The sequence below is a fragment of the Flavobacterium flevense genome (genome assembly GCF_900142775.1).
In the GTDB taxonomy this organism is placed as follows: Bacteria; Bacteroidota; Bacteroidia; order Flavobacteriales; family Flavobacteriaceae; genus Flavobacterium; species Flavobacterium flevense.
Genome location: NZ_FRCC01000002.1, coordinates 226694 through 249661, shown reverse-complemented (window position 1 = coordinate 249661; position 22968 = coordinate 226694). Strand labels below are relative to the sequence as shown.

Sequence of the window (22968 nt, the reverse complement as noted above, 5' to 3'; positions counted from 1 at the left end):
TCATCACATATCATATTTCATTTTGCGCAGAATTCGCATCGCTTCTTTAAAGGACAAATAAATGGAAGGAAAAGCTTTCAGATGATTTTTAGCATCAATTAATTTCTTTTTAGCGTCTTCAAAACCGTTAAGATAACAAATCATAAAAGTCGAAGGAAGATTTTCAAGGTCTTTGAGTTCTCCGGGAGTGAGCTGAATGCCTTTCATGAGCTTTTTTATTAAAGCTTCATTGTTGTTATAGATGTGAAAGAGCATTTTTCTGTTGAATGCTGGCGGTTCAAAAAGCATTTTGCTTTCAATTTTGTAATAGCCATTTTCAAAAAAATAAATAGTTTGTTGTTCTAATGGATAATAGCTGGTTTTATCATTCAAACCCAACGGTACATATTCAATGATGGTAAAAGTATCTTCATCAAAAGAAATGGTAACCACATCCTGAGCCGAATAAAAAAGTTTAATATGTTCATTAATTAGTTCAATATCTACACGGGATAAAAACGTTTTGTCACGAACCGTTTTAGGAATCCCAGCCCAGCAAATAACAAATAACTCTTTAAAAACTTTGTATTTGGGAGCCATGTCTTTATGGCGGAAATTCATAAAATCAAAAACACCGTCAAGTGTATATTTTATATTATTACGGGAATTGTTTTCAAGGTCAATAACCGTTTCTGTATTGGGATAATTTTTATCAATTTTATCTTCAACGGGAGTGGTGTTGCTGCCACGCCTTATAAAAACGCTTTGTGCCGGTATGGTATGAATCCCTTTTTTAAACGAAGAGATTTTATTCTTGGGTTTGATGGTTACTAAACCTATTACCTTGTCTTTGGGTAAATTTGGAAAAGGAACGTTTTCATACTGAATTTTAGGAGGATTTTCTAAATAGGCATTAATAAGATTCTGAATATGACTGTCATCAAAAAAATCGGCACCTACAATTTCGTTGTCCTGATCTTCCACCCCTACCACAATATAGGAGTTGTTGGCTGGATTGGAGTTAGATAGGGCACAAATGTGTTTTAAAAATTTGGATTTTCCTTCTTTTGTGTGTAAATTTAGTTGGCGTTTTTTGTCGTAAAAACTATTTTCATCATTATGAGCGAGCAAATTTTTTATTAAAAGCCGTTTGTTAATCATCTGAAAATAAGATTTATGATTTATTTTAAAAAAAAATACCGTTTTTTCAGCAATTTTATTGTTTTTATTGCGTTGTCAATATACTAATTTTAAATACGTTAAATAAAATGAAAAAGATTAAATTTTGCCCCCAGTTTTTCTTTGTCATTGTTTTGCTTGCGAGCTTTTTTACAGCTTGTAATAATAACGATAATGACGACAGCTCTCAAACTTCAAGAATGACAGTTCGAATGGTAGATGCACCAGGAGATTATGATGAAGTAAATATTGATGTACAGGATATAATGATTAAATCTTCTGATGATACTAATGACAGTGAAGGCTGGGTAAGTATTGTTGATGATGATTTTACTCCCGGTATATATAATTTATTAGATTTAACAGGAGGTGTAAATGTTTTATTGGCTGATGAGTTGGTTCCATCGGGATATCTGGGACAGATACGATTAGTTTTAGGAGAGAACAATACTCTTTTAAAAGATGGTGAAGTAATTGATTTAGATACTCCAAGTGCGATGCAGTCAGGGTTAAAATTAATGGTTAATCAAACATTGGAGCCGGGTGCTACTTATGAATTTATTTTAGATTTTGATGTAGCTAAATCTATCGTTTCAGCCGGAGGTTCAGGAATGTATAATTTAAAACCTGTAATTCATGTTTCGGCTACAGCTACTTCAGGAGTAATTAAAGGAGCAATAAATCCTGTCCTGGAAGGTTATCAGGTCGAAGTTTCTGTTCCAGTAGGAGATGCTGTTATTACTACTTTTGCTGGAGAAACAGGATTGTTCCAGTTAAATGGTGTTCCGGCGGGAACTTATACAGTAACGTTGACTCCGGATGTTGCTTCGGGAAAAACGCCAATTACGATTACTGATGTAGTAGTTGAAAATGGAGAAATTACTAATGTAGGATCTGTTTCTTTCGAATAAAAAAGTAAAAAAATATAAAAAAAACAGCTCATTGATTTGAGCTGTTTTTTTATGGTTATTCCGCTCTTTGAATCATCGTTGCCGAACCTTGTGCGGTACACATGACCACTAAATCAGAGATGTTAACATGGTAAGGTCTTGATATCACAAAATGAATGATATCAGCAATATCTTCTGCTTTTAACGGTGTAAATCCTTTATAAACATTGGTCGCTTTTTCGGTATCACCTTTAAAACGAACCTGACTAAATTCAGTTTCTACAAGTCCGGGATGAATGGCTCCTACTCGAATTCCGTGCGGATTCAAATCCATTTTCATTGCTTTATTAAGCGCATCAACCGCATGTTTTGTGGCGCAATACACATTTCCATTTACATAAACTTCCTTTGCTGCGGTTGAACCAATGTTGATAATATGTCCTGATTGTTGTGCAATCATTTTTGGAATTACAGCTTTGGAAACATACAAGAGTCCTTTTAAATTAATATCAATCATGTTTTCCCAATCTTCTAAATTACCGTTTTGAATAGGGTCTAAACCATGCGCATTTCCGGCGTTGTTAATGAGAATATCGATTGTAGAAAAGGATTCCGGCAGAGCATTTATTTTTTCAAAAACTGCTTTTTTATTACTGACATCAAATGAAAGACAGTGGACTTTAGTAATCAGGCTAAGTTCTTTTTCAAGTTTATCTAATCGATGCTGACGTCTTCCGCAAAGGATAATAGTATAATTGTTTTGGGCTAAAAGTTGTGCCGTTGCTTTCCCTATTCCGCTGGTTGCTCCAGTTATTAGTGCTGTTTTATTCATGTTATATGATTGTGCAGTTTGCTTAATATTCAAAATGTAATTCAGAATCAGTAAAAAAACATTTCAATAAGGTATTCCTGATTTTTAAATAAACAATAATTGCCTTTTTAGGTTGTTATTTCTAACCCCTTTACTTTCTGATAATTGAATGATTTTTTACGCTTTTATTTTTCGAATAAAATGATTTTTTTGCGCTTTTAAAACTATAATTCTTAAACTTCTTAAAATTATGGAAATTGTATCATAATTCGACCTTAAAATTGCAGTATTGGCAGAAGTTTTAACCATTTTTTAACATCTTAGCTGTAAAAAAAAATTCAATTTGCACTCTCAAAACTAAGGCATTAAATTCAAGGCATTAAAAATAATTTTATGGAAGAGAATACAGCGACTTTAGACATCAGAGCAATCAATGAAAAAATAGAAAGAGAGAGTGCTTTTATCGATCTTCTTACTATGGAAATGAACAAGGTGATTGTGGGTCAAAAGCAAATGGTTGAGCGATTATTGATTGGATTATTAGGGCAAGGACATATATTGCTTGAAGGAGTTCCGGGACTGGCAAAAACATTAGCAATTAATACGCTTTCTAAAGCCGTTCACGGTTCTTTTAGCCGAATCCAGTTTACCCCGGATTTATTACCTGCAGATGTGGTAGGGACAATGATTTATAATATTAAGCAAAATGAATTCTCTATTAAAAAAGGGCCTATTTTTGCTAATTTCGTTCTTGCCGATGAGATTAATCGTGCTCCGGCTAAAGTACAATCGGCATTATTAGAAGCCATGCAGGAAAAGCAGGTTACCATTGGTGATACCACTTTTAAACTGGAAAAACCATTTTTAGTTTTAGCTACGCAAAACCCAATTGAGCAGGAAGGAACGTATCAGTTGCCAGAGGCACAGGTGGATCGTTTTATGCTGAAAACAGTGATTGATTATCCTAAAATGGATGAAGAACGATTGGTAATTCGTCAAAACTTAAGCGGAAGTTATGAGAAAGTAAATCAGGTAGTTTCTGTTGAGCAAATTTTACGTGCACAAGAAGCAGTTCGTGAAGTGTACATGGATGAAAAAATAGAGAAATATATTCTGGATATTATTTTTGCAACCCGTTACCCTGAAAAATACAAACTAGCTGATTTGAAACCGTTAATTAGTTTTGGTTCTTCACCACGTGGAAGTATTAACTTAGCTACTGCAGCTAAATGTTATGCTTTTATCAAACGCCGTGGGTATGTAATTCCAGAGGATGTTCGTGCCGTTGTTCATGACGTTTTACGTCACAGAGTAGGGGTTACTTATGAAGCAGAAGCTGAAAATATTACTTCGGTAGATATTATCAATAAAATCATCAACGAAGTAGAAGTACCGTAATAGTAAAATAGTACCTAGTGATTAGTCCTTAGTTTTTTCTCGGGACTATGAACTAAAAGCTAAGGACTAAGGACTAATTACTAAAAAAATGGATACAAAAGAGCTTTTAAAAAAAGTACGAAAAATAGAAATCAAAACCCGAAGACTAAGCGACCACATCTTCTCAGGGGAATATCATACTTCTTTCAAAGGACGAGGAATGACTTTTAGCGAAGTGCGTCAGTATCAATATGGCGATGATATTCGAAATATAGACTGGAACGTTACCGCTCGTTATAATGAAGCACATGTAAAAGTTTTTGAAGAAGAGCGGGAATTAACCATGATGTTAATGGTTGATATTTCGGGTTCGGAGAGTTTTGGTTCTAAAAATCAATTTAAAAAAGACATCGTGACAGAAATTGCTGCAACGATGGCTTTTTCGGCTACACAAAATAATGATAAAATAGGACTGATTTTATTTTCAGACCAAATTGAACTGTATATTCCGCCTAAAAAAGGAAGATCCCACGTTTTGCGTATCATTCGCGAATTGATAGAATTTGAACCTAAAAGCCATAAAACAGATATTGCTCAGGCCTTAAAATTTTTGTCGAGTACTCAAAAAAAGAAAGCCATTGTTTTTATGATTTCTGATTTTATATCAGATGATTATGAACAAACGTTGAAAATTGCTGCTAAAAAACACGATCTTACAGGAATCCGTGTGTATGATATTCGCGAACAAAAAATGCCAAATATAGGTATGGTTCCTATGCTGGATGCTGAATCCGGTGAAATACAACTGGTAGATACAGGTTCTAAAGCTGTTCGAATGAATTATGAGAAATATTATCAGGAGCAATTAAATTATTTTAAAGAAACCTTTAGTAAATCAGGTTCCGGTGTAGTAAATACCAGAGTGGACGAAAGTTACGTAACCAAATTATTGGGCTATTTTAAATCGAGATAAGATTTTTGATTTAAGATTTAATCGGATTCATAAAACATGAAAAAACAGATATTCTTCTTATTATTACTGATTTCAACTTCTGCCGTTTTTGCGCAAAAAAGAGTAGAAACAAGTATTGACACTACAAAAAATAAAATTGGAGCCGAGTTTAAATTAACGGTAAAAACTTCGGTAGATACTCTGTCTAAAGTTGTTTTTCCAAATTTAAAAAACATAGGCGCTTTAGAAGTAATTCAATCCTATCCTATTGATACCGTAAAAAATAATGACCGCTATGAGTTAATTAAAAAATACGGTTTGACCCAATTTGATTCCGGACGTTATGTAATTCCGGCAATCAAAATACTTATTAATAACAAAGCGTATCAAACGGATTCTATAGCTGTTGAAGTGGCGAATGTTCAGGTAGATACTTTAAAACAAAAAATGTATGATATTAAGGATATTCAGCCTGCCAATGATTCTCTTGGTAACTGGTGGAAATATCTTTTAGGATTACTTGTAATTCTGGCAATTGGTGCAGGAATATATTGGTTTATCAAAAAGAAACAAAAGAAGAAAATAGAAGAAGAGGTTTATAAAACGCCTATAGAAAAAGCCACAAGTTTATTGAACAACTTAGAAAAGAAAGAACTCTGGCAAAAAGGAGAAATAAAAGAATATTATAGCGAATTAACAGATATAGCCCGAAATTATATCGAAGAAGCAATAGAAATTCCGGCGATGGAAAGTACTACTTCGGAGTTGATAACGGGTTTAAGAGCAGCTTCGGTCAAAAAGAAAATGACGGTTTCTGCCGAGACAATTGAAAATCTGGAAAGAGTTTTAAAACAAGCCGATTTAGTAAAATTTGCTAAATCAAAACCATTGGAATACGAAATAACAGAAGACAGGAATAAGATTCAAAAAGCAATTTTAACATTAGACAGTTCTATTCCTGTTGAGGTTCCTGCTGAAGAAGATGTGTTGTTGAATGAAGCTCAAAGGCAAAAACAAATTGCGCTTCAGTTAAAGAAAAAAAGAAAACAACGTATTATCAGTGCAGCGGCTATTGTAGTGTTTTTACTCGCAGCAACCACTATTTTCCTGATGGTCACTAAAGGATTTGATTATGTAAAAGATAATCTTATCGGGCATCCATCTAAAGAATTATTAGAAGGAGAATGGGTACGAAGTGAATATGGAAATCCGGCTGTAAAAATTGAAACACCTAAGGTTCTTGTACGAACAGATTTGGCAAAATCATTGCCTAAAGAAGGAATGGCATTAATTAAAGAAATGCAGTCATTTGTTTACGGAAGCCTGATTGATAATTTCTATTTGATGGTTTCTACCTTTAAATACAAACAGGAAGGACAGATTGATTTAAAAAAATCCATGGATGGTTCTTTACAGGCTATGGAATCTCAGGGTGCTCAAAACATGATTGTAAAACAGGAAGATTATGAAACTCAGGAAGGAGTTACAGGCTTGAAAGCATACGGAACTTTTACCAGGGTAAGTCCAATAACAAATGATAAAGAAAGAATGTATTACGAAGTTTTGATGTTTAGCCATGAAGGTGGTTTACAACAAATTTTGATTCTGCATCAGGAAGGGGATAAATATGCAAATGAAATTTCAGAGCGGGTATTGGGCTCGGTTGAATTAAAACAAGGAGATAAATAATGGCAAAAATAAGTTTTTTAAATCCAGAGTTTTTTTGGTTGTTTCTTTTAATTCCGTTAGCCATCATTTGGTTAGTTTTAAAAAGAAACCAGCAATCGGCAACTTTGAAAGTGAGTTCTGTAAAAGGTTTTAAAGCATCTCATTCTGTGTGGACAAAATTAAAGCCGTATTTAAGTGTACTCCGGTTGTTAGCACTGAGTTCTTTGATAGTTGCTATGGCCAGGCCAAGAACAGTTGATATTAGCAACAGAACAAAAACAACCAAAGGGATTGATATTGTGATGGCAGTGGATGTTTCAGGAAGTATGCTTGCTAAGGATTTAAAGCCAAACCGTATGGAGGCTTTAAAAAGAGTGGCTGAGAATTTTGTGGAACAACGACCAAATGATCGAATAGGATTAGTGGTATATGCTTCTGAAGCGTATACTAAAACACCGGTTACCAGTGACAAAGCTATTGTAGCAGAGGCCATCGAAAGCATTAAATACGATAACGTTTTGAAAGACGGAACCGGAATAGGAATGGGACTCGCTACTGCTGTAAATCGTTTAAAAGATAGTCAAGCTAAGAGTAAAGTAATTATTCTGTTGACGGATGGTGTTAATAATGCCGGTTTTATAGAGCCCGAAACAGCAGCAGATATTGCAAAACAGTACGGAATAAAAGTATATACAATCGGAATTGGAACCAATGGAATGGCGGAGTTTCCTTATGCTTTAGGTCCAAATGGGCAGTTTTTGTTCCAACGAATGAAAGTAGAAATCGATGAACGATTGATGAAAAGTATTGCTCAAAAAACCGATGGAGAGTATTTCAGAGCCACCAGTAACAGTAAGTTGGCTGAGATTTATGACGAAATCAACAAACTGGAAACGACTGAAATTGAAGAATTGAAGTTCTATGATTATGATGAAAAATACAGGCCTTTCGTGTGGTTAGCCGGTTTTCTGGTATTGCTTGAATTTGGATTGCGAAATACAGTTTACAGAAGCTTTATTTAGGGGTTTAACTGCAAGGTACACAAAGGAAGACAACACTCAGGAAAGTGTATGGCTAAAAAATTAAAACATCTGTAGCTGTTAAAAGAATAATAAACGAAACATTATAAATATAGTTTGCAAGTAACTTTGTGGACTTAGTGAAATAAACTTAATGACCTTCGTGGTTAAATAAAATGGAATTAGACGAAAAAATATATTTGTACTTACTTTTTATACTACCTCTTGTAGTGTTGCTTTTCCTGTTGAATATGTATTGGAAAAGGAAAAAGCAAAAGGAATTTGGTGATTTAGACATCATAAAAAAATTAAGTCCGGAGCATTCTGTTTTTAAACCCGCTTTTAAATTAGCGGTGCTTTTATTAGCATTACTGGGATTAATTTTCGGATTGGTAAATCCTAAAATAGGTACCAAGATGGAAACTGTAAAACGGGAAGGAATTGATATTGTTTTTGCAATGGACGTTTCTAAAAGTATGCTTGCAGAAGACGTAGCACCTAACAGATTAGAAAAGAGCAAACAAGTAGTTTCTCAAATTATTAATCAGTTAGGGAGTGACCGTATTGGTATTGTAGCTTATGCAGGAAGTGCTTTTCCGGTTTTGCCAATAACGACTGATTATAGTGTGGCCAAAATGTTTTTGCAAAGCATGAATACAGATATTGTTTCTTCAAGGGGAACATCATTAGAGGAAGCCATACGATTATCTGCAACTTATTTCGAAGAAAAAAGCAAAACGTCTAAACTGTTGATTCTTATTTCGGATGGAGAAGACCATTCCGAAGGAGCACAAGCAGCGGCAGAAGAAGCGAATAAGCTGGGAATGCGTATTATTACTATTGGAATTGGAACCGAAAAGGGAGGCACAATTCCGTTAAAAATAAATGGTGTAGTACAAAGTTATCAAAGAGACAGAAATGATGAAGTGGTTATAACCAAATTGAATCAACCGGGTTTAGAGCTAATCGCAAAAGAAACTAAAGGCGGTTATGTGAGTGGAAATAACACCAAACAAGTAGTGGAGTACATCAAAAAAACATTAGATACTATTCAGAAAACCGAGTTTGAATCGACTCAGATGGCCGATTTTCAATCGCAGTTTCAATGGTTTTTAGGATTAGCTTTTGTGCTTTTATTCCTGGATTTATTTCTTTTAGAGAAAAAAACCAGTTGGGTGAAGAAGTTAAACTTATTTAACGAGGAAAAATAAATGTCAATTCCTTTGACGGATTAAATTAAATGATAAGGGAGAACACTAAGAAATGAAAATGAAGAATTTTATACAATACGGATTTACCTTTTTTGCGCTGCTTTTTCTGAGTTTGGGCAGCATATTAGCGCAGGAAAAAGACAATGCATTACCAAAAGCAAATGAAGCTTACAGTGACAGTAAATATGCTGAGGCTGAAGCAGCGTATAGAATATCAAATTCAAAATTTCCTAATCGCTCTGTTTCGCCATACAATTTAGGAAATGCTATTTACAAACAAAATCAGCCATCAGAGGCTAAATATGCTTACGCAAAAGCGCTAAAGAATGCCAGATCAAGAATTCAAAAACACAAAGCCTACCATAATTTAGGGAATGTTTTTATGAAAGAGAAAGATTATACTCAGGCAGTAGAAGCTTATAAAAATGCCCTTAGAAACAATCCTGATGACGAGCAAACCCGATACAATTTTGCATTAGCTAAAAAAATGCTGAAAGAGAATCCGCCTAAAGACAACAAGGATAAAAAAGATAAAAATAAGGATAAAGACAAAAAGGATCAGGATAAAAAAGATCAGGACAAAGACAAGAAAGATCAGGATAAAAAAGACGAGAATAAGAAAGATCAGGACAAAAAGAATCAGGATAAAAAAGATGGCGACGACAAAAAAGATGAAAATCAGCCACCAAAACCGCAGCCTGGCGGAATTTCAAAAGATCGTTTACAAAACCTTTTAGATGCAGTGAATAATGAAGAAAAGAAAATTCAGGACAAGGTAAACGCAAATAAAGTAAAAGGAAAACCAGTTGATACAGAGAAAGACTGGTAAAAATTGAAAAATTTTCCAATTTATAAAGTGTACAACAAAAGATAGATAATACGATTTTTAAATAATAATATAATATACTCCGTTTTGGCTTCCTCTCCTTTGGAGAGGGTTGGGGAGAGAAAAAAAATGAAAAGATATTTAGTAGTATTACTGTTAAGTTTTCAGGGACTTTGGGCTCAAGTACAGTTTGAGGCTAAAGTGAGCAAAAACACGCTGGGTCTGAACGAAAGACTTCGTATTGATTTTGTGATGAATATTGATGGAGACAACTTTAACGAACCTTCTTTTGAAGGGTTCAGAGTCATTGCAGGACCAAGCCAGCAAGTGAGCCAGTCATGGGTAAACGGAAGAAGTTCGTTTGAAAAAATCTATTCTTATTATTTAATGCCTAATCAAAAAGGGATATTAACCATCAAGCAGGCCACTATAGAATACAATGGGCAGGTGTATAAAACTAATCCGGTAAGGATAAATGTTACTAATGCGATAGAACAGCCTAAGGATCCTAATGATACCAGTGTTTCAGCAGATAATAATTTGTATCTGGTAGCTGATGTTTCTAAAACAAATCCGTACATCAATGAACCCATTACGGTGGTTTACAAATTGTATTTTAGTTATAATATTGGAATTAAAAACTGGAGAGAATTAGGAAAGCCCACATACAATGATTTTTGGAGTCAGAATATTGATATTAAGGAGTTAGTTCCGGAAGAAGGAATGTTCAAAGGGGAGAGATTTCGTTATGTGGTTTTGAAAAAAACGGTTTTATATCCTCAAAAATCAGGAAAACTTAATATTGAACCCCTTGCATTAGATATTGATGTAGAATTGCCTACAAATCGCAGAAATATTTTTGGGCAAATGCTTTTGAAAGAAGACAGCAAGAGAGTTTCGGCCGGAGCCAGAATAATCAATGTAAAAGCTTTGCCGGAAGCAGGTAAACCGGACGATTTTTCAGGGGCCGTGGGAAGTTTTGACTTTAAAGTGATTCCGTCAAAAACAGAACTTAAAAACGGAGAAAGTCTGGATTTGGTAGTAAGTGTGGCTGGAAAAGGAAATTTAAAACTGTTTAATTTGCCAAAACCGGTTGTGCCAAATGCACTGGAAATGTACGATGCGGTTCATAACGAACAAGTAAATACGCCTCTTTCAGGAATGACCGGAAAAATATCCGACAGTTATACTATTATTCCGCAATATAAAGGGGAATATCCTATAAAACCAATGCAGTTCTCCTATTTTGATTTAAATTCAGGTAGGTACAAAACCATTACTTCTCCGGAGATTATTGTTAAAGTACTTGATGGACCTACACAGGCCGTGGCCAGTTCTGACTCAGGAACAGGAAAAAATCAGCTAACTGCTTCGGAGCAATTCAAGTATTTAAAATTGAATACAAAATTAAAAGCAATCCATCAGAAAGATTTCTTTGGATCCACATTGTTTTACTGCCTGTTGTTAATTCCTTTTGGGTTATTACCAATAATTGTATTGGCTAAAAAGAAAAAAGAAGCTATTGACGGCGATATTGTTGGAAACCGAATCAAGCGTAACAACCGTCTGGCAAAGAAATATCTGTCAGAAGCAAAGAAGCAAATCAACAACAAAGAACCTTTTTATGTGGCGCTTGAAAAAGCCATGCATAATTTCCTGAAAGCTAAATTGCATATTGAAACCTCAGAAATGAGTAAAGATAATATCAAAGAAATTTTATTGTCTAAAAATGCAAATCCGGAATCGATAAATGAGTTTATTGCACTTACTGAAAACTGTGAAATTGCAAGATATGCGCCTTCATCCAGCGCCACCATTCAAAAAGATTATGAAAAAGCAGTATTGATAATTTCTGATCTGGAGAAACAGCTTTCTTAATACTCTTAGTGTTTAAAAAAAATTATGAAGAACATATTTTATATATTATTGTTAATGAGCCAGGTTTTCTTTGCCCAAAGCGGCTTTGAAAGAGGAAACGATTTGTATAAAAACGGCAAATATGAACAGGCAATTGACGCTTACAATTCGGAATTAAGTGCTAAGAAGCATTCGGCAGAATTGTATTTTAATTTGGCTAATTGCTATTATAAACTGAACAAAGTAGCACCGGCGATTTACAATTATGAAAAAGCATTAGTCCTGAATCCTAATGATAAGGACATTGCTAATAATTTGAGATTTGCTCAAAAACGTACTGTCGATGAAATAAAAGTCGTACCTAAAGTAGGTTTTGCAAAATTACTTCGTGATTTCACCGGTAATTTTCATTACAATACCTGGGCATGGATTTCGGTTGTTTTTGCTGTTTTATTTTTGATTTCTTTTTTAGGCTATTATTTTTCAGCTTTGACATTGAATAAAAGATTGTTTTTCTTTGGAATGTTTGTAATGCTGCTATTGGTTATTATCAGTGTTGCTTCGGCTGCTTTTGAAAAAAGTCATTTTAAAAATGAAAAACCGGCTATTGTTTTTGCCGAAATGGCTGAAGTAAAAAGTGAACCACAAAATAAAGGAACAACCGTGGTTGTTTTACATGAAGGAACTAAGGTGTATGTAAACGAAAAAGTTGATAATTGGAAAAAAGTTCAATTAACCGATGGAACCGAAGGCTGGATTGACAGCGATGCCATCCGGGAAGTGAAATAATAAGATTCCAGAATGCAGATGCCTTCTGGGTTCTAAAATATGCTTACTTTTTAAGGTCTCCGTACCATTTTGTAATAGATGGATACATGAAAGTAGCAGTTTTTTGAATGGGATTATAAAAAATGGATTTATCAAGTGTTTCCTGTTTTGCGAAAAAATGATTGTAATTTATTTTTTCGAAAAGAGAAAAGACAATCCCAATAAGCAATACCGTTTTTAGCACCCGAAATAATCCGCCGCCTAGTTTATTGGCCCAGCCTAAAAAAGCAAAATCTACTATTCCTGTCAGGATTTTGGCTAAAAAATGAATGCCAATTACCACCAGAATAAAAGTGAGTAAAAAAGCAATAACCTGAACGGTATTAGGATTCCAGTGTACAAAACCAGCAAGAACATCTTTAGTGACAACTGAGAATTTAACCGCTAAATAAACCCCCACAATTAACGAAAGAAAAGAAGCTAATTCAATAAATAGCCCATTTACAGTTCCTTTGTACAAAGCAAATACCAGTAAAGCACCTAAAATAATGTCTAAAAAACTCATAGTAAAAAGAGAAAAGAATAAAGAGCAAAGATAAAAGAATTATGTTGGTATCTTTGCACCTGATAATTTTAGATAGTAGAAAATCAGATATCAATTTCTAACTTCTAACTTCTAACTTCTAACTTTTAACTTTTAAATATGTCAAGAGACACACAACTTAAAGAGCGCTGGGAAAAGCTCGTCGATATACTTTCTAATCAGTTTTCGCAAGGCGAAGATCTGGATTTAGATGCCATTATTTTTCTGATTGGCGTTCAGGAATTGGGTAAATTCCACCGGGAATACAAGAAAGATGAAAAACTAAACCTGATGCACATCGCCATTTGCCGTTTATTAGAACCTTATGGTTTTTATGAATTCGAATATTATGATGAAGAAGGCTGGCCGCATTACAAAGTAAAAGAAGAGTTACCACCTTTGAAAGCAGGGGAACAAACTGTTTTGATGAAGGAAGCGATCGTGAGTTATTTTATAGAAAAAGAGCTCATTGATTGATGATTTGTTATTTTACAACAGATGTTTAGAAAAACTTCTAACTTCTAACTTTTAACTTCTAACTTTTGCTTAAATTTGCACACTCAATTATTGGATGAAAATGATAGATAAGATAAAAGAATATATTGGTGAAGCACAAGCTTTTTCAACACAGGATACAGCCGAATTAGAATCATTTAGAATTAAATTTTTAGGAAGTAAAGGAATCTTAAAAGACTTTTTTGCTGAATTTAAAAATGTGCCTAACGAGCAAAAAAAGGAATTTGGACAGGTAATTAACCTGCTGAAAACTTCTGCTGAAGAAAAAGTAAAATCAATCCAGGAAGCTTTAGAAAGCAAAGAAGAATCTAAAGGAATCTATGGCGATTTGACCCGTGCGGCTGAACCGGTAACTATTGGTTCCCGTCACCCGATTTCTATTGTAAAAAACCAAATTATAGATATCTTTTCTACCATTGGATTTAATGTTTCCGAAGGTCCGGAAATTGAAGACGACTGGCATAATTTTACAGCATTAAACTTGCCAGAATACCATCCGGCACGTGATATGCAGGATACGTTTTTTATCCAGACGAATCCCGATATTTTATTGCGTACCCACACTTCATCGGTTCAGGTGCGTTATATGGAAAACAACAAACCGCCTATCCGAACGATTTCTCCGGGACGTGTTTTTCGTAATGAAGCTGTTTCTTCCCGTTCACACTGTATTTTTCACCAGGTGGAAGGATTGTACATAGACAAAGAGGTTTCTTTTGCTGATTTGAAACAAACACTTTTGTATTTCACTAAAGAGATGTTCGGAAAGTCAAAAATTCGTTTGCGTCCTTCTTATTTTCCTTTTACGGAGCCAAGTGCCGAAATTGATATTTATTGGGGTTTAAAAACCGAAACCGATTACAGAATTACCAAAGGAACCGGCTGGTTAGAAATTGGTGGTTGCGGAATGGTAGATCCTAATGTTTTGAAAAACTGTGGCATCAATCCTGATGAATACAACGGATTTGCTTTTGGAATGGGAGTAGAGCGTATTGCAATGTTGTTATACCAAATTGGCGATATTCGTATGTTTTATGAAAATGATGTACGTTTCTTAGAGCAATTTAAATCGATAATATAATTTAAAGTCCTTAGTAATTAGTCCTTAGAGAAGTAGTTTTGCTTATCACTAAGGACTAATAACTAGGGACTAAGGACTAATTAATGAAAAAAGACATTACAATCCCCGAAGTAGAAAACGTATTTATTGCTGCCGTTCAGGAATGGAGCGATGACTTTATGGAGAAAGTTTGGTATGCTTATTTAGTAAACGACAGTGATTTTAATATCGAAAGTGCCATGGTAGTTTCCAAAGCTTTTGGAACTATCGATGGCGAAATGAAGAAAACCTCTGTTTTACGTCATGCCTTTGTAGAAGTTCCTGCTGTTTCAGTAGTGAAAATAGAAATGGTGGAAAAAAGTGTTTTGGTTTTGAATAACGAATTCATGCTGACTTTCTTTATTGGAAACACCTTATACGACAAGAAATTTATCTTTAAAGCCAATTCCATCAACGAAAACAATACCGAAGAAGTGCCGATTCTATTTGTAGAAGGGGTGATTGTTAGATAAATACAATTTTAAAATTATACTGAAGGCAGCATTTCGATTGAAATGCTGCCTTTTTTAGTTTTTAGAATAATTAATTTACTATTTGTAAAGTTCTTCAATGATCTATTTACAGTTATAATTAAAGCTAAAATTATAACTGTTAACATTTTCCTTACCTAACTATAATAATGCGTTAAGGATTTCTTAAAGTTTAAAAGTTTACTAATAAGAAAATTATAAGCACTTTTGCGTCAAATAATTTACTAATATTAAAAATTTAAACAAAATGAAAAATAATATATTTTTAATTTGTGCCACTTTTTTATTTTTTTCATGGACAGCCTTTGCTCAAACAGGGTCTGTGAAAGGTAAAGTTCTGGATGGATCTTTTCCTCTTCCTGGTGCAATAATTCAACTGAAAGGAATTCAAAAAAGTGTTTCCACTGATTTCGAAGGAAATTTTACAATTACTGGTTTAAAATCGGGTAATTATACCATAATTATAAGTTATGTTGGGTATGAGAAATCAAATCAGGATGTGATTGTTGAATCAGGGAAAGTTGCTAAAGTACCTAATATTTATATGAAGTCAACTTCAGATGAATTACAGGAAGTTGTTGTTTCTGGTAGCGTTTCTAGGAGACTTAGTGAAGCTAAAGCTCTTAATATTCAAAAAAATGCAATTAATTTAGTAAATGTAATTGCTGCAGATGGTATAGGTAAACTTCCAGATAGAAATGCAGCCGAGGCTGTACAACGTATACCTGGAGTTTCTGTTGAACGTGATCAGGGTGAAGGACGTTATGTAGCTGTAAGAGGATTACCTGCCGAGTGGAGTTCTACAACAATGAACGGAAACCGTCTTCCAACTGCTGCCGATGAGGGGGCTAGTAGAGCAACCGCTTTTGACTTTTTTCCAACAGAAATGATTGGTTATGTTGAAGTAGCTAAAGCATTAACACCAGATATTGATGGGGATGCTTTGGGTGGTAGTGTAAATTTTATTACAAAAACCGCGCCGTCAAAATTTACTGTCGATGCAACAATAGGTGCTGGTTATAATGAAAAATCAGATAAAGGAGTTTATAGTGGATCTTTACTTGTAGGGGATAAAAGTAAAAATGGAAAATTTGGATATATTGTAAATCTTGCACAATGGAATCGTAATTGGGCTGCTGATAATTTTGAAGCCAGAAGATCAGGTGATGAGGGTGTTTACCGTCTAGAGTTAAGAGATTATACGGGAGAAAGAAAAACAACAGGTTTTAATGGTGGTTTTGAGTTTAATCCTGACGAAAAAAACAAGTTGTTTGTAAAGCTTAATTATGGAAAACTATTGGATAAAGAGCTGCACTATAAACAACGCATTCGATTTGATAAATTTAATGATGTTACAAATACAGGACGTGTAGAACTGCAAAATATATATAACGAACTGAATTTTGATTTTTACGGAGCAGAAGTTGGAGGTAAGCATATTGGAAATAAAGGTGTTTTAGATTGGAGCGCTGCACATTACAGCACTGAATTTTATTATGGAAATGTTCCAGACGCAAAAAATAACAGTTATTATTCCACATTCTTTAAGCAGGATGGTGTAGGCTTTAATTCAGATTATATTGAAGATAGAGGTAATGGACCAAGAGCTTACTGGAATACGGATGGCGGTTATATGGATACAAATAACATGTTTGGTTACTTATCAGATTCGAATTTTCAAACCAGCCCTGATCAAATGACTTTTACTACGCTTGAATTATATAAAGTAGGTGTTAAGGAAAAAGATAATATTGTTGCAACGGTAAATTATGAACTTACGGCAAATGATAATCTTGTTCTTAAATTTGGAGGTAAATTTAGAGATAAAGACAGAAGAGCTACTTTTTCGGACGAGTTCTACAATTGGACAGGAAATGGTGCGGTACCTACTTTAAATTCTTATGGGGAATATAATATTTATCAACCCGGGGGAAAAGAATATCTGAACGAACTTAATACAAATATAGGGAATAGTTTTGGACCTGTACTTTCGAAAAATGGTCTCAATCAGTTTTATAATGATAATTTCAGCAATGGTAATCTTACTCTTTCTGAAGCTGATTCTGAAATATTAGCTAATGGTGGCGGACTTGGAAGAAATTTTGATGTAGATGAAACTCATACATCAGGATATGGTATGGCTACTTATAAAATTAATGATAAACTTACTTTTCTGGGAGGTTTAAGAGCTACTTATACTAATACAAAAGTAAGCGGTTATCAATATGATGTTTCAGATGAAAATCCTGATGGATTGCTGTCTAAAGTCACTAAGACTAAAAGGTACTTGTCACTACTGCCAATGCTTCATCTAAAATATATGGCTGATGAAAATACTAATCTGAGGTTAGCGGCAACAAGAACATTTACAAGACCAGATTTTGGTTACCTTGTTCCTGGTGGTACTTATCTTGCGGCAGATAATGAATATGATGGAGGTAATCCGGATGTTAATCCTACTTATTCTTATAATTTTGATGTAATGGGAGAACATTATTTTGGGAAGTTAGATGTAGTATCTGCAGGTGTATTTTATAAATTGATTACTGATCCTATTTTTATGGATACAAGACAAGGTGATATAAATGGACACACTGGTGTTGAAATTTCTCAACCACTCAATGGGGATAATGCTTGGCTTTTTGGTGCAGAATTCAGCGGAAACAAAAAATTTGATTTCCTTCCGGGTTTCTTTAATGGATTTGGTGTGCAAGCAAATTATACTTTTACAAAATCAGAAATGACAATACCGGGACGTGAAGGCAAAACAAGTCTTCCGAGACAAGGAGATCATTTAGTTAATGCTCAGCTGTATTATGAAAAAGGAAGAGTAAATGTAAGGGCAGCTTATAATTTTAAAGCTAAATATATCACGGAACATGGTGGAAGCGGATTGAAAAGAGATGATGTTTACTATGGAAATTATTCGGCTCTTGATGCAAATTTATCTTTTAAAATAAGTAAGCATGTTACCCTATTTGCTGAGGCAAACAACCTGCTTAATCAAAAACTTGAATATTACTATGGAGATGACTCTAGGCCTAAACAAGTTGAGTTTTATGGAATAAGAGGTCAAATGGGAGTTAAATGGAGTTTATAACACTTGATTTTGTTTTTTTGTAATTTAAAAGCCGACTATTCAGTCGGCTTTTATTGTTTAAATCTTTATTGTTTGACCCCAATTCGGTAATGTTTTCCTGTTTTAGCTTCTTCAAAAGCATTGGATAATTCGTTTAAGGGAAATTCTTTGCTGACTAGAATTTCAAATGGATATTTGGAGTGATTTTCAGCTATGAAATCAACGGCAAAGCCAAGATCGTTTGGAGTATAATTATGGAGACCTTTTATGGTTATAAGATTTCTAACTATCATTTCGGCATTTATTTGTGTGGGTGGCTGAGTGTAAACAGCTCCTATCCAGATAGCTCTTCCGCCTATTGCAAGTAGTTCAAGTCCTTTTTCCATTACTGCTGCTATTCCTGTAGTGTCAATAATTACGTCTATTTTTTCTTTAGGAATAAGTGTTTTGATTTCATCTGCTGACAATTTGCCATCGATAAGTTTGTTAGCGCCAAATTTTTTTGCTAAGTCTAATCTTTCTTTATTAATATCCATTGCAAAAACATTCTTTGCTCCTCCTTCTTTAGCCATTGCACAAGCTGATAGTCCTAACATTCCTGCTCCTGTAATCATTACATTTTTGTTTGTAAGGTATCGGGCTAAACGTATGGCTCCAGCTATTGTAGCATGAGTGCAATTTAAAGGTGCTGCTTGCTTATAGTTTAAAAAATCAGGAAGTTTGAAAATTGTACTTCCTTTTTTTAATATACAATGTGTTGCAAATCCTCCATTTAAACCGTCTTCAGAATCGAATTTGTGATGTCCGTATTTATAAAGACCATCCGATTTTTGGGGTATGCCTTTTTTTGCCATTTTACTTTTATCATCATAGGCGTACACACACCAGGTTACTAAGTCGCCAACTTTTAATAGTTGACCATTATAATCACTTTTTATTTTTTTTCCCAGTGTTGTTATTTCCCCGATTATTTCGTGCCCAAGAACACATGGGGTAGGTGAGGAACGTTTTCCTGTGTAGGTGTGAAGGTCGCTGGTGCAAATAGTGGTGTATACGATTCGAACAAGGACTTCGTTGCTGTCTATGTCTTTTAGACTAATTTGTTTATTAGCAAATGGTTGGTCTGTAGCCGTAAATACCATTGCTGTAGCTTTTATACTCATTGTGATTAAATTTTATTTACTATTTGTAACATTTTAATTTTTTTATAATTGTGGAGATAATATTTTGTAAGAAAAAAACAAATCTGCTATTGTAATCTTTTTTAAAGCCTTTAGCGGTGTGTCTTAAAAGATTAGTAATCATCTGTTAATTATAGTTGTCAAAAGTAATTTGTTTTGTATAAGATCTAAAATTTATTTACTATTTGTAAACTTTGTTAACTATTATTTTACATTTAGTTAATCTGATTGTATGGTTATACATGTATTTTTGTCAAAATTAATATAAATATTATGTTTTGGATGTTTGAAAAGTTTACAAATAGTAAAAAAATTTCCACCTTTGCAATTGTAGTTTCAGTTTTTATATGTTATACGGGAATGTATGCTGTTCGTAAATCGTTTTTAGCTGGGCAATATGCTGATTTGGTTTTTGGCTATGGTGTAGATGCAAAAACAATTTTTGTTTTAAGTCAGGTTTTAGGGTATATGGTTTCAAAATTTTTAGGTATAAAAATTATATCAGAAATGCCAAAATCACAAAGGGCAATATGGCTTATCGTTCTGATTACTTTTGCGACACTTATGCTGGCTTTATTTGCCTTTGTTCCCGGGAAGTGGAAAATATTGGCGTTATTTCTTAATGGACTGCCATTAGGGATGGTTTTTGGAATTGTGTTCTCTTATATAGAAGGAAGAAAAAATACAGAACTGCTTGCTGCAGCCCTTAGTGCTACATTTATATTCTCTACAAGTTTTGTGAAAACGATTGGTTTAATACTTATGCAGGATTTTAATACCAATGAATTTATGATGCCATTTTATACAGCGTTGTTGTTTTTTCCTTTTTTCCTTTTATCTGTCTGGGTACTTAACAAAAGTAAAGGTCCTGATGAGAGTGATATAAAAGCAAGATCTGAAAGAGTGCCTATGCACAGTAAAGAGCGTAAAGATTTTATAAAGGCTAATGGAGTTGGTTATTTTGGTTTAGTTGGGATTTATATTTTACTAACTATTGTTAGGGATTTTAGAGATAATTTTATGGTTGAATTTTGGGCGGAACAAGGATATTCAGGTTCGCCTCAAATTGTTACTCTTACAGAGATTCCTGTTGCTGTTGTTGTATTGGCAATAGCAGCGGTAGGAGTACTTATACGCAATAATAATAAGGCATTTAATATTGGTATGTTGCTTACAGCTTTTGGAGCTGTATTAATTATTGTCTTTACTTTATTATTTAACCAAGGTCTTATATCGCCTGTAACCTGGATGGTAACAACAGGAATTGGGGTTTATTTACCATACATACTTTTCCATTGTCTTGTGTTTGAAAGATTGGTAGCACTTTTAAGTTTTAAAGGTAATGTAGGTTTCTTGTTTTATTTAGCTGATGCACTTGGGTATTTAGGTAGTGTGATTGTATTGTTACTTAAGGAAGTGATAGGTTTCAAGCAAACATGGGGATATTTTTTCTTATGGCTTAATTTGGAATCTGCTGCACTACTATTGTTGCTTACGCTTTTCTCCATGTGGTATTTTAATAAACGTATCTATGAAAAAAAAATGAAGCAAGCAATTGCTTTTCCCTGATAAAAAAAGATAAAAATAAAATTGAAGATAATGAATAAAAAATATGACCTTATAGTTATTGGCGGTGGAGCCTTAGGAACTTTTCATGCTTATCACGCATTGCAAAATGGGTATAGTGTGGCTCTGTTTGAAAAAGACAAAGAACCTATAAGTGCAACTGTGCGTAATTTTGGGCAAGTGGTTCCTTCTGGAATGGATACTAAATGGCAAGAATATGGACGAGAAAGTCTTGTTATTTATGATGAGATACAAAATAAATTTGATATATCGGTACGTAATAATGGTTCGGTGTATTTAGCTTCAAATGATGAAGAAGTACAGCTTATTGAAGAATTGAGTGTTATTAATAAAAATAATGGGTATCAATCTCATTTGCTTACAAAAGAGGAGTGTCTTAATGATTATCCAGGATTAAGGAGTGACTATGTTAAAGCGGGATTGTTTTTCCCTCAGGAAGTGACTGTAGAGCCAAGAATTATGATTAACAGGTTAAGAGAATATCTTATTACTGAAAAAGGTCTCGATTTTTATGGTAATACAAAAATATTAGGCTGTAATAAAATTGGTGACGTTGTAGAAATTCAAACAGCAAATCATGATGTTTTTAAGGCAGGAAAAGTGATTATTTGTTGTGGATCGGAATTTAAAACACTTTATCCGGAACTGTTTGCTGGTAGTGACCTTGAAGTTACAAAATTGCAAATGATGCAAACTAAACCACAACTGGGATACAATCTAAAAGGTTCAATACTTACCGGACTTTCTATTCGACGTTATGAAGCTTTTTATGAATGTCCTTCATTTGCCGCAATTAAAGCTAAAGAAAATCCAGATTCATTCGAAAAGAAATGGGGGGTACATATTTTATTCAAGCAAGCTACTGACGGATCGGTAATCATTGGCGATTCGCATGAATATGCAAATGCAGCAAATATGGATGATTTAGGATTTGATTTGCGTATGGATGTGGATGAATTTATGATAAATGAGGCAAAAAAAATAATTGACCTTCCTTCTTATGAAATACAAAATAAATGGTTTGGAATCTATTCCCAATGTAAAAATAAAGATATTTTCCAGCATACAATAGATGACGATATTCATATTGTTACTGGTATTGGGGGCAAGGGAATGACAGGAAGTGCTGGATTCTCAAAGGAGAATATAAAAAGAATATTTAATTTAAGTTAGAATGACAAATATAAAAATGGTGGTTTTTGATATGGCAGGAACTACAGTGAATGAAGATAATTTGGTTTACAAAACAGTTCAGAAAAGTATAAATCAGGAAGGATTTGAAGTTACCTTAGATGAGGTTTTGAAATATGGTGCCGGAAAAGAAAAGCATAAAGCAATTACGGATGTACTTACGGCTTGTACTAATGAAAAAAATTTAGACACAGCAGCTGATAGAATATTTGTAAAATTCAAAGAAGCACTCGAAAAAGCATACGATGAATCAGATATTGATACTTTTCAAGGAATGGAGACTTTTTTTGAAAAGCTTAAAAAACACGGTATAAAAGTAGTTCTTAATACGGGCTATGATTTTAAAACGGCAAATAAACTTATGCAGAAACTTAACTGGCGTGTAGGTGTGCAAGTGGATGCGTTAATCACATCAGATGATGTGGTAAATGGCAGGCCGCATCCGGATATGATACAAATGGCTATGGCTCAATTTGGAATAAATGATTCCAATCAGGTTTTAAAAGCAGGAGATTCAGAAATTGATATTATTGAGGGTAAAAATTCAGGATGCGGAATAACTGTAGGTGTGCTAAGTGGTGCTCAGAACAGGCAACAACTTGAAACTGCTAACCCTGATTATATATTACAGAATGTTACAGAGCTTGAAAGTATACTTTTTTAGAGAATGAATTAGTTTAGTTTTATATAATAAACCCACTATA

General features: G+C 34.0%; 20 protein-coding genes. 16 read left to right on the top strand and 4 right to left on the bottom strand.

Annotated features, from left to right (window positions below; translation table 11 throughout):
- Nucleotides 1–3 precede the first annotated feature (3 nt).
- Entirely contained in the window at nt 4–1140 is a 1137-nt protein-coding gene (locus tag BUB89_RS04265; protein ID WP_073242297.1) for an ATP-binding protein, read from the bottom strand.
- Between the two features lie 107 nt (nt 1141–1247).
- Here BUB89_RS04265 and BUB89_RS04260 point away from each other — a divergent pair, with 107 nt between their 5' ends.
- A complete protein-coding gene (locus BUB89_RS04260) occupies nt 1248–2069 on the top strand; it encodes a DUF4382 domain-containing protein (RefSeq protein ID WP_073242295.1) in 822 nt (273 codons plus the stop codon).
- Between the two features lie 55 nt (nt 2070–2124).
- On the opposite strand, the gene BUB89_RS04255 is transcribed toward BUB89_RS04260, so the two are convergent.
- Nucleotides 2125–2880: an SDR family NAD(P)-dependent oxidoreductase gene (locus BUB89_RS04255; protein WP_073242293.1), complete on the bottom strand. Its 756-nt coding sequence runs from the start codon at nt 2878–2880 to the stop codon at nt 2125–2127.
- A gap of 372 nt (nt 2881–3252) precedes the next feature.
- Here BUB89_RS04255 and BUB89_RS04250 point away from each other — a divergent pair, with 372 nt between their 5' ends.
- From BUB89_RS04250 to BUB89_RS04215, 8 genes are all read left to right on the top strand, one after another.
- Entirely contained in the window at nt 3253–4257 is a 1005-nt protein-coding gene (locus BUB89_RS04250) for an AAA family ATPase (RefSeq protein ID WP_073242291.1), read from the top strand.
- A gap of 88 nt (nt 4258–4345) precedes the next feature.
- Complete coding sequence (locus tag BUB89_RS04245) at nt 4346–5209, top strand: DUF58 domain-containing protein (protein ID WP_073242289.1); 864 nt, start codon at nt 4346–4348, stop codon at nt 5207–5209.
- A 36-nt stretch (nt 5210–5245) separates the two neighbouring features.
- Nucleotides 5246–6877: a BatD family protein gene (locus tag BUB89_RS04240; RefSeq protein WP_073242287.1), complete on the top strand. Its 1632-nt coding sequence runs from the start codon at nt 5246–5248 to the stop codon at nt 6875–6877.
- Nucleotides 6877–7878, top strand: a complete 1002-nt coding sequence (locus tag BUB89_RS04235; protein WP_073242285.1) for a vWA domain-containing protein — start codon at nt 6877–6879, stop codon at nt 7876–7878. The genes BUB89_RS04240 and BUB89_RS04235 overlap by 1 nt, the downstream gene beginning before the upstream one ends.
- Before the next feature lie 173 nt (nt 7879–8051).
- Nucleotides 8052–9086 carry a VWA domain-containing protein gene (locus tag BUB89_RS04230; RefSeq protein WP_073242283.1) on the top strand — a complete coding sequence of 345 codons (1035 nt, stop codon included), beginning with the start codon at nt 8052–8054 and terminating at the stop codon, nt 9084–9086.
- Between the two features lie 58 nt (nt 9087–9144).
- Nucleotides 9145–9915: a tetratricopeptide repeat protein gene (locus BUB89_RS04225; RefSeq protein WP_073242988.1), complete on the top strand. Its 771-nt coding sequence runs from the start codon at nt 9145–9147 to the stop codon at nt 9913–9915.
- A gap of 126 nt (nt 9916–10041) precedes the next feature.
- Nucleotides 10042–11790 (top strand): BatD family protein, encoded by a 1749-nt coding sequence (locus tag BUB89_RS04220; protein ID WP_073242281.1) that lies wholly within the window; start codon nt 10042–10044, stop codon nt 11788–11790.
- A gap of 24 nt (nt 11791–11814) precedes the next feature.
- Nucleotides 11815–12558 (top strand): tetratricopeptide repeat protein, encoded by a 744-nt coding sequence (locus BUB89_RS04215; RefSeq protein WP_073242279.1) that lies wholly within the window; start codon nt 11815–11817, stop codon nt 12556–12558.
- A 43-nt stretch (nt 12559–12601) separates the two neighbouring features.
- Here BUB89_RS04215 and BUB89_RS04210 read toward each other — a convergent pair whose 3' ends face one another.
- Nucleotides 12602–13102 (bottom strand): CvpA family protein, encoded by a 501-nt coding sequence (locus BUB89_RS04210; protein WP_073242277.1) that lies wholly within the window; start codon nt 13100–13102, stop codon nt 12602–12604.
- 138 nt (nt 13103–13240) lie between these two features.
- On the opposite strand from BUB89_RS04210, the gene BUB89_RS04205 reads away from it, so the two are divergent.
- From BUB89_RS04205 to BUB89_RS04190, 4 genes are all read left to right on the top strand, one after another.
- On the top strand, nt 13241–13597 hold the full coding sequence (locus BUB89_RS04205; RefSeq protein ID WP_073242275.1) for a hypothetical protein: 357 nt from the start codon (nt 13241–13243) through the stop codon (nt 13595–13597).
- Nucleotides 13598–13697: 100 nt separating this feature from the next.
- Nucleotides 13698–14717, top strand: a complete 1020-nt coding sequence (gene pheS, locus BUB89_RS04200) for a phenylalanine--tRNA ligase subunit alpha (protein WP_073242986.1) — start codon at nt 13698–13700, stop codon at nt 14715–14717.
- Nucleotides 14718–14800: 83 nt separating this feature from the next.
- Nucleotides 14801–15208: a hypothetical protein gene (locus BUB89_RS04195; protein WP_073242273.1), complete on the top strand. Its 408-nt coding sequence runs from the start codon at nt 14801–14803 to the stop codon at nt 15206–15208.
- Between the two features lie 265 nt (nt 15209–15473).
- Nucleotides 15474–18326 (top strand): TonB-dependent receptor, encoded by a 2853-nt coding sequence (locus tag BUB89_RS04190; RefSeq protein WP_073242271.1) that lies wholly within the window; start codon nt 15474–15476, stop codon nt 18324–18326.
- A 65-nt stretch (nt 18327–18391) separates the two neighbouring features.
- On the opposite strand, the gene BUB89_RS04185 is transcribed toward BUB89_RS04190, so the two are convergent.
- Nucleotides 18392–19468 carry a zinc-binding dehydrogenase gene (locus tag BUB89_RS04185; protein WP_073242269.1) on the bottom strand — a complete coding sequence of 359 codons (1077 nt, stop codon included), beginning with the start codon at nt 19466–19468 and terminating at the stop codon, nt 18392–18394.
- A gap of 291 nt (nt 19469–19759) precedes the next feature.
- Between BUB89_RS04185 and BUB89_RS04180 the strand changes: the two genes are divergently transcribed.
- The 3 genes from BUB89_RS04180 to BUB89_RS04170 are packed head-to-tail and all read left to right on the top strand — an operon-like array spanning nt 19760 to nt 22928.
- Nucleotides 19760–21055 carry a DUF5690 family protein gene (locus tag BUB89_RS04180; protein WP_234982515.1) on the top strand — a complete coding sequence of 432 codons (1296 nt, stop codon included), beginning with the start codon at nt 19760–19762 and terminating at the stop codon, nt 21053–21055.
- Nucleotides 21056–21085: 30 nt separating this feature from the next.
- Nucleotides 21086–22246: a TIGR03364 family FAD-dependent oxidoreductase gene (locus tag BUB89_RS04175; RefSeq protein WP_073242267.1), complete on the top strand. Its 1161-nt coding sequence runs from the start codon at nt 21086–21088 to the stop codon at nt 22244–22246.
- A 1-nt stretch (nt 22247) separates the two neighbouring features.
- Complete coding sequence (locus BUB89_RS04170; RefSeq protein ID WP_073242265.1) at nt 22248–22928, top strand: phosphonatase-like hydrolase; 681 nt, start codon at nt 22248–22250, stop codon at nt 22926–22928.
- Nucleotides 22929–22968: the final 40 nt, after the last annotated feature.

What these genes read in the sequence shown, in the direction of transcription:
- BUB89_RS04215 (WP_073242279.1), top strand. Translation starts at nt 11,815, where the DNA reads ATGAAGAACATATTTTATATATTATTGTTAATGAGCCAGGTTTTCTTT.
- BUB89_RS04220 (WP_073242281.1), top strand. Translation starts at nt 10,042, where the DNA reads ATGAAAAGATATTTAGTAGTATTACTGTTAAGTTTTCAGGGACTTTGG.
- BUB89_RS04235 (WP_073242285.1), top strand. Translation starts at nt 6,877, where the DNA reads ATGGCAAAAATAAGTTTTTTAAATCCAGAGTTTTTTTGGTTGTTTCTT.
- BUB89_RS04175 (WP_073242267.1), top strand. Translation starts at nt 21,086, where the DNA reads ATGAATAAAAAATATGACCTTATAGTTATTGGCGGTGGAGCCTTAGGA.
- BUB89_RS04170 (WP_073242265.1), top strand. Translation starts at nt 22,248, where the DNA reads ATGACAAATATAAAAATGGTGGTTTTTGATATGGCAGGAACTACAGTG.
- BUB89_RS04225 (WP_073242988.1), top strand. Translation starts at nt 9,145, where the DNA reads ATGAAGAATTTTATACAATACGGATTTACCTTTTTTGCGCTGCTTTTT.
- BUB89_RS04230 (WP_073242283.1), top strand. Translation starts at nt 8,052, where the DNA reads ATGGAATTAGACGAAAAAATATATTTGTACTTACTTTTTATACTACCT.
- BUB89_RS04265 (WP_073242297.1), bottom strand. Translation starts at nt 1,140, where the DNA reads ATGATTAACAAACGGCTTTTAATAAAAAATTTGCTCGCTCATAATGAT.
- BUB89_RS04245 (WP_073242289.1), top strand. Translation starts at nt 4,346, where the DNA reads ATGGATACAAAAGAGCTTTTAAAAAAAGTACGAAAAATAGAAATCAAA.
- BUB89_RS04260 (WP_073242295.1), top strand. Translation starts at nt 1,248, where the DNA reads ATGAAAAAGATTAAATTTTGCCCCCAGTTTTTCTTTGTCATTGTTTTG.
- BUB89_RS04250 (WP_073242291.1), top strand. Translation starts at nt 3,253, where the DNA reads ATGGAAGAGAATACAGCGACTTTAGACATCAGAGCAATCAATGAAAAA.
- BUB89_RS04205 (WP_073242275.1), top strand. Translation starts at nt 13,241, where the DNA reads ATGTCAAGAGACACACAACTTAAAGAGCGCTGGGAAAAGCTCGTCGAT.
- BUB89_RS04240 (WP_073242287.1), top strand. Translation starts at nt 5,246, where the DNA reads ATGAAAAAACAGATATTCTTCTTATTATTACTGATTTCAACTTCTGCC.
- BUB89_RS04180 (WP_234982515.1), top strand. Translation starts at nt 19,760, where the DNA reads ATGTTTTGGATGTTTGAAAAGTTTACAAATAGTAAAAAAATTTCCACC.
- BUB89_RS04195 (WP_073242273.1), top strand. Translation starts at nt 14,801, where the DNA reads ATGAAAAAAGACATTACAATCCCCGAAGTAGAAAACGTATTTATTGCT.
- BUB89_RS04255 (WP_073242293.1), bottom strand. Translation starts at nt 2,880, where the DNA reads ATGAATAAAACAGCACTAATAACTGGAGCAACCAGCGGAATAGGGAAA.
- pheS (WP_073242986.1), top strand. Translation starts at nt 13,698, where the DNA reads ATGATAGATAAGATAAAAGAATATATTGGTGAAGCACAAGCTTTTTCA.
- BUB89_RS04185 (WP_073242269.1), bottom strand. Translation starts at nt 19,468, where the DNA reads ATGAGTATAAAAGCTACAGCAATGGTATTTACGGCTACAGACCAACCA.
- BUB89_RS04190 (WP_073242271.1), top strand. Translation starts at nt 15,474, where the DNA reads ATGAAAAATAATATATTTTTAATTTGTGCCACTTTTTTATTTTTTTCA.
- BUB89_RS04210 (WP_073242277.1), bottom strand. Translation starts at nt 13,102, where the DNA reads ATGAGTTTTTTAGACATTATTTTAGGTGCTTTACTGGTATTTGCTTTG.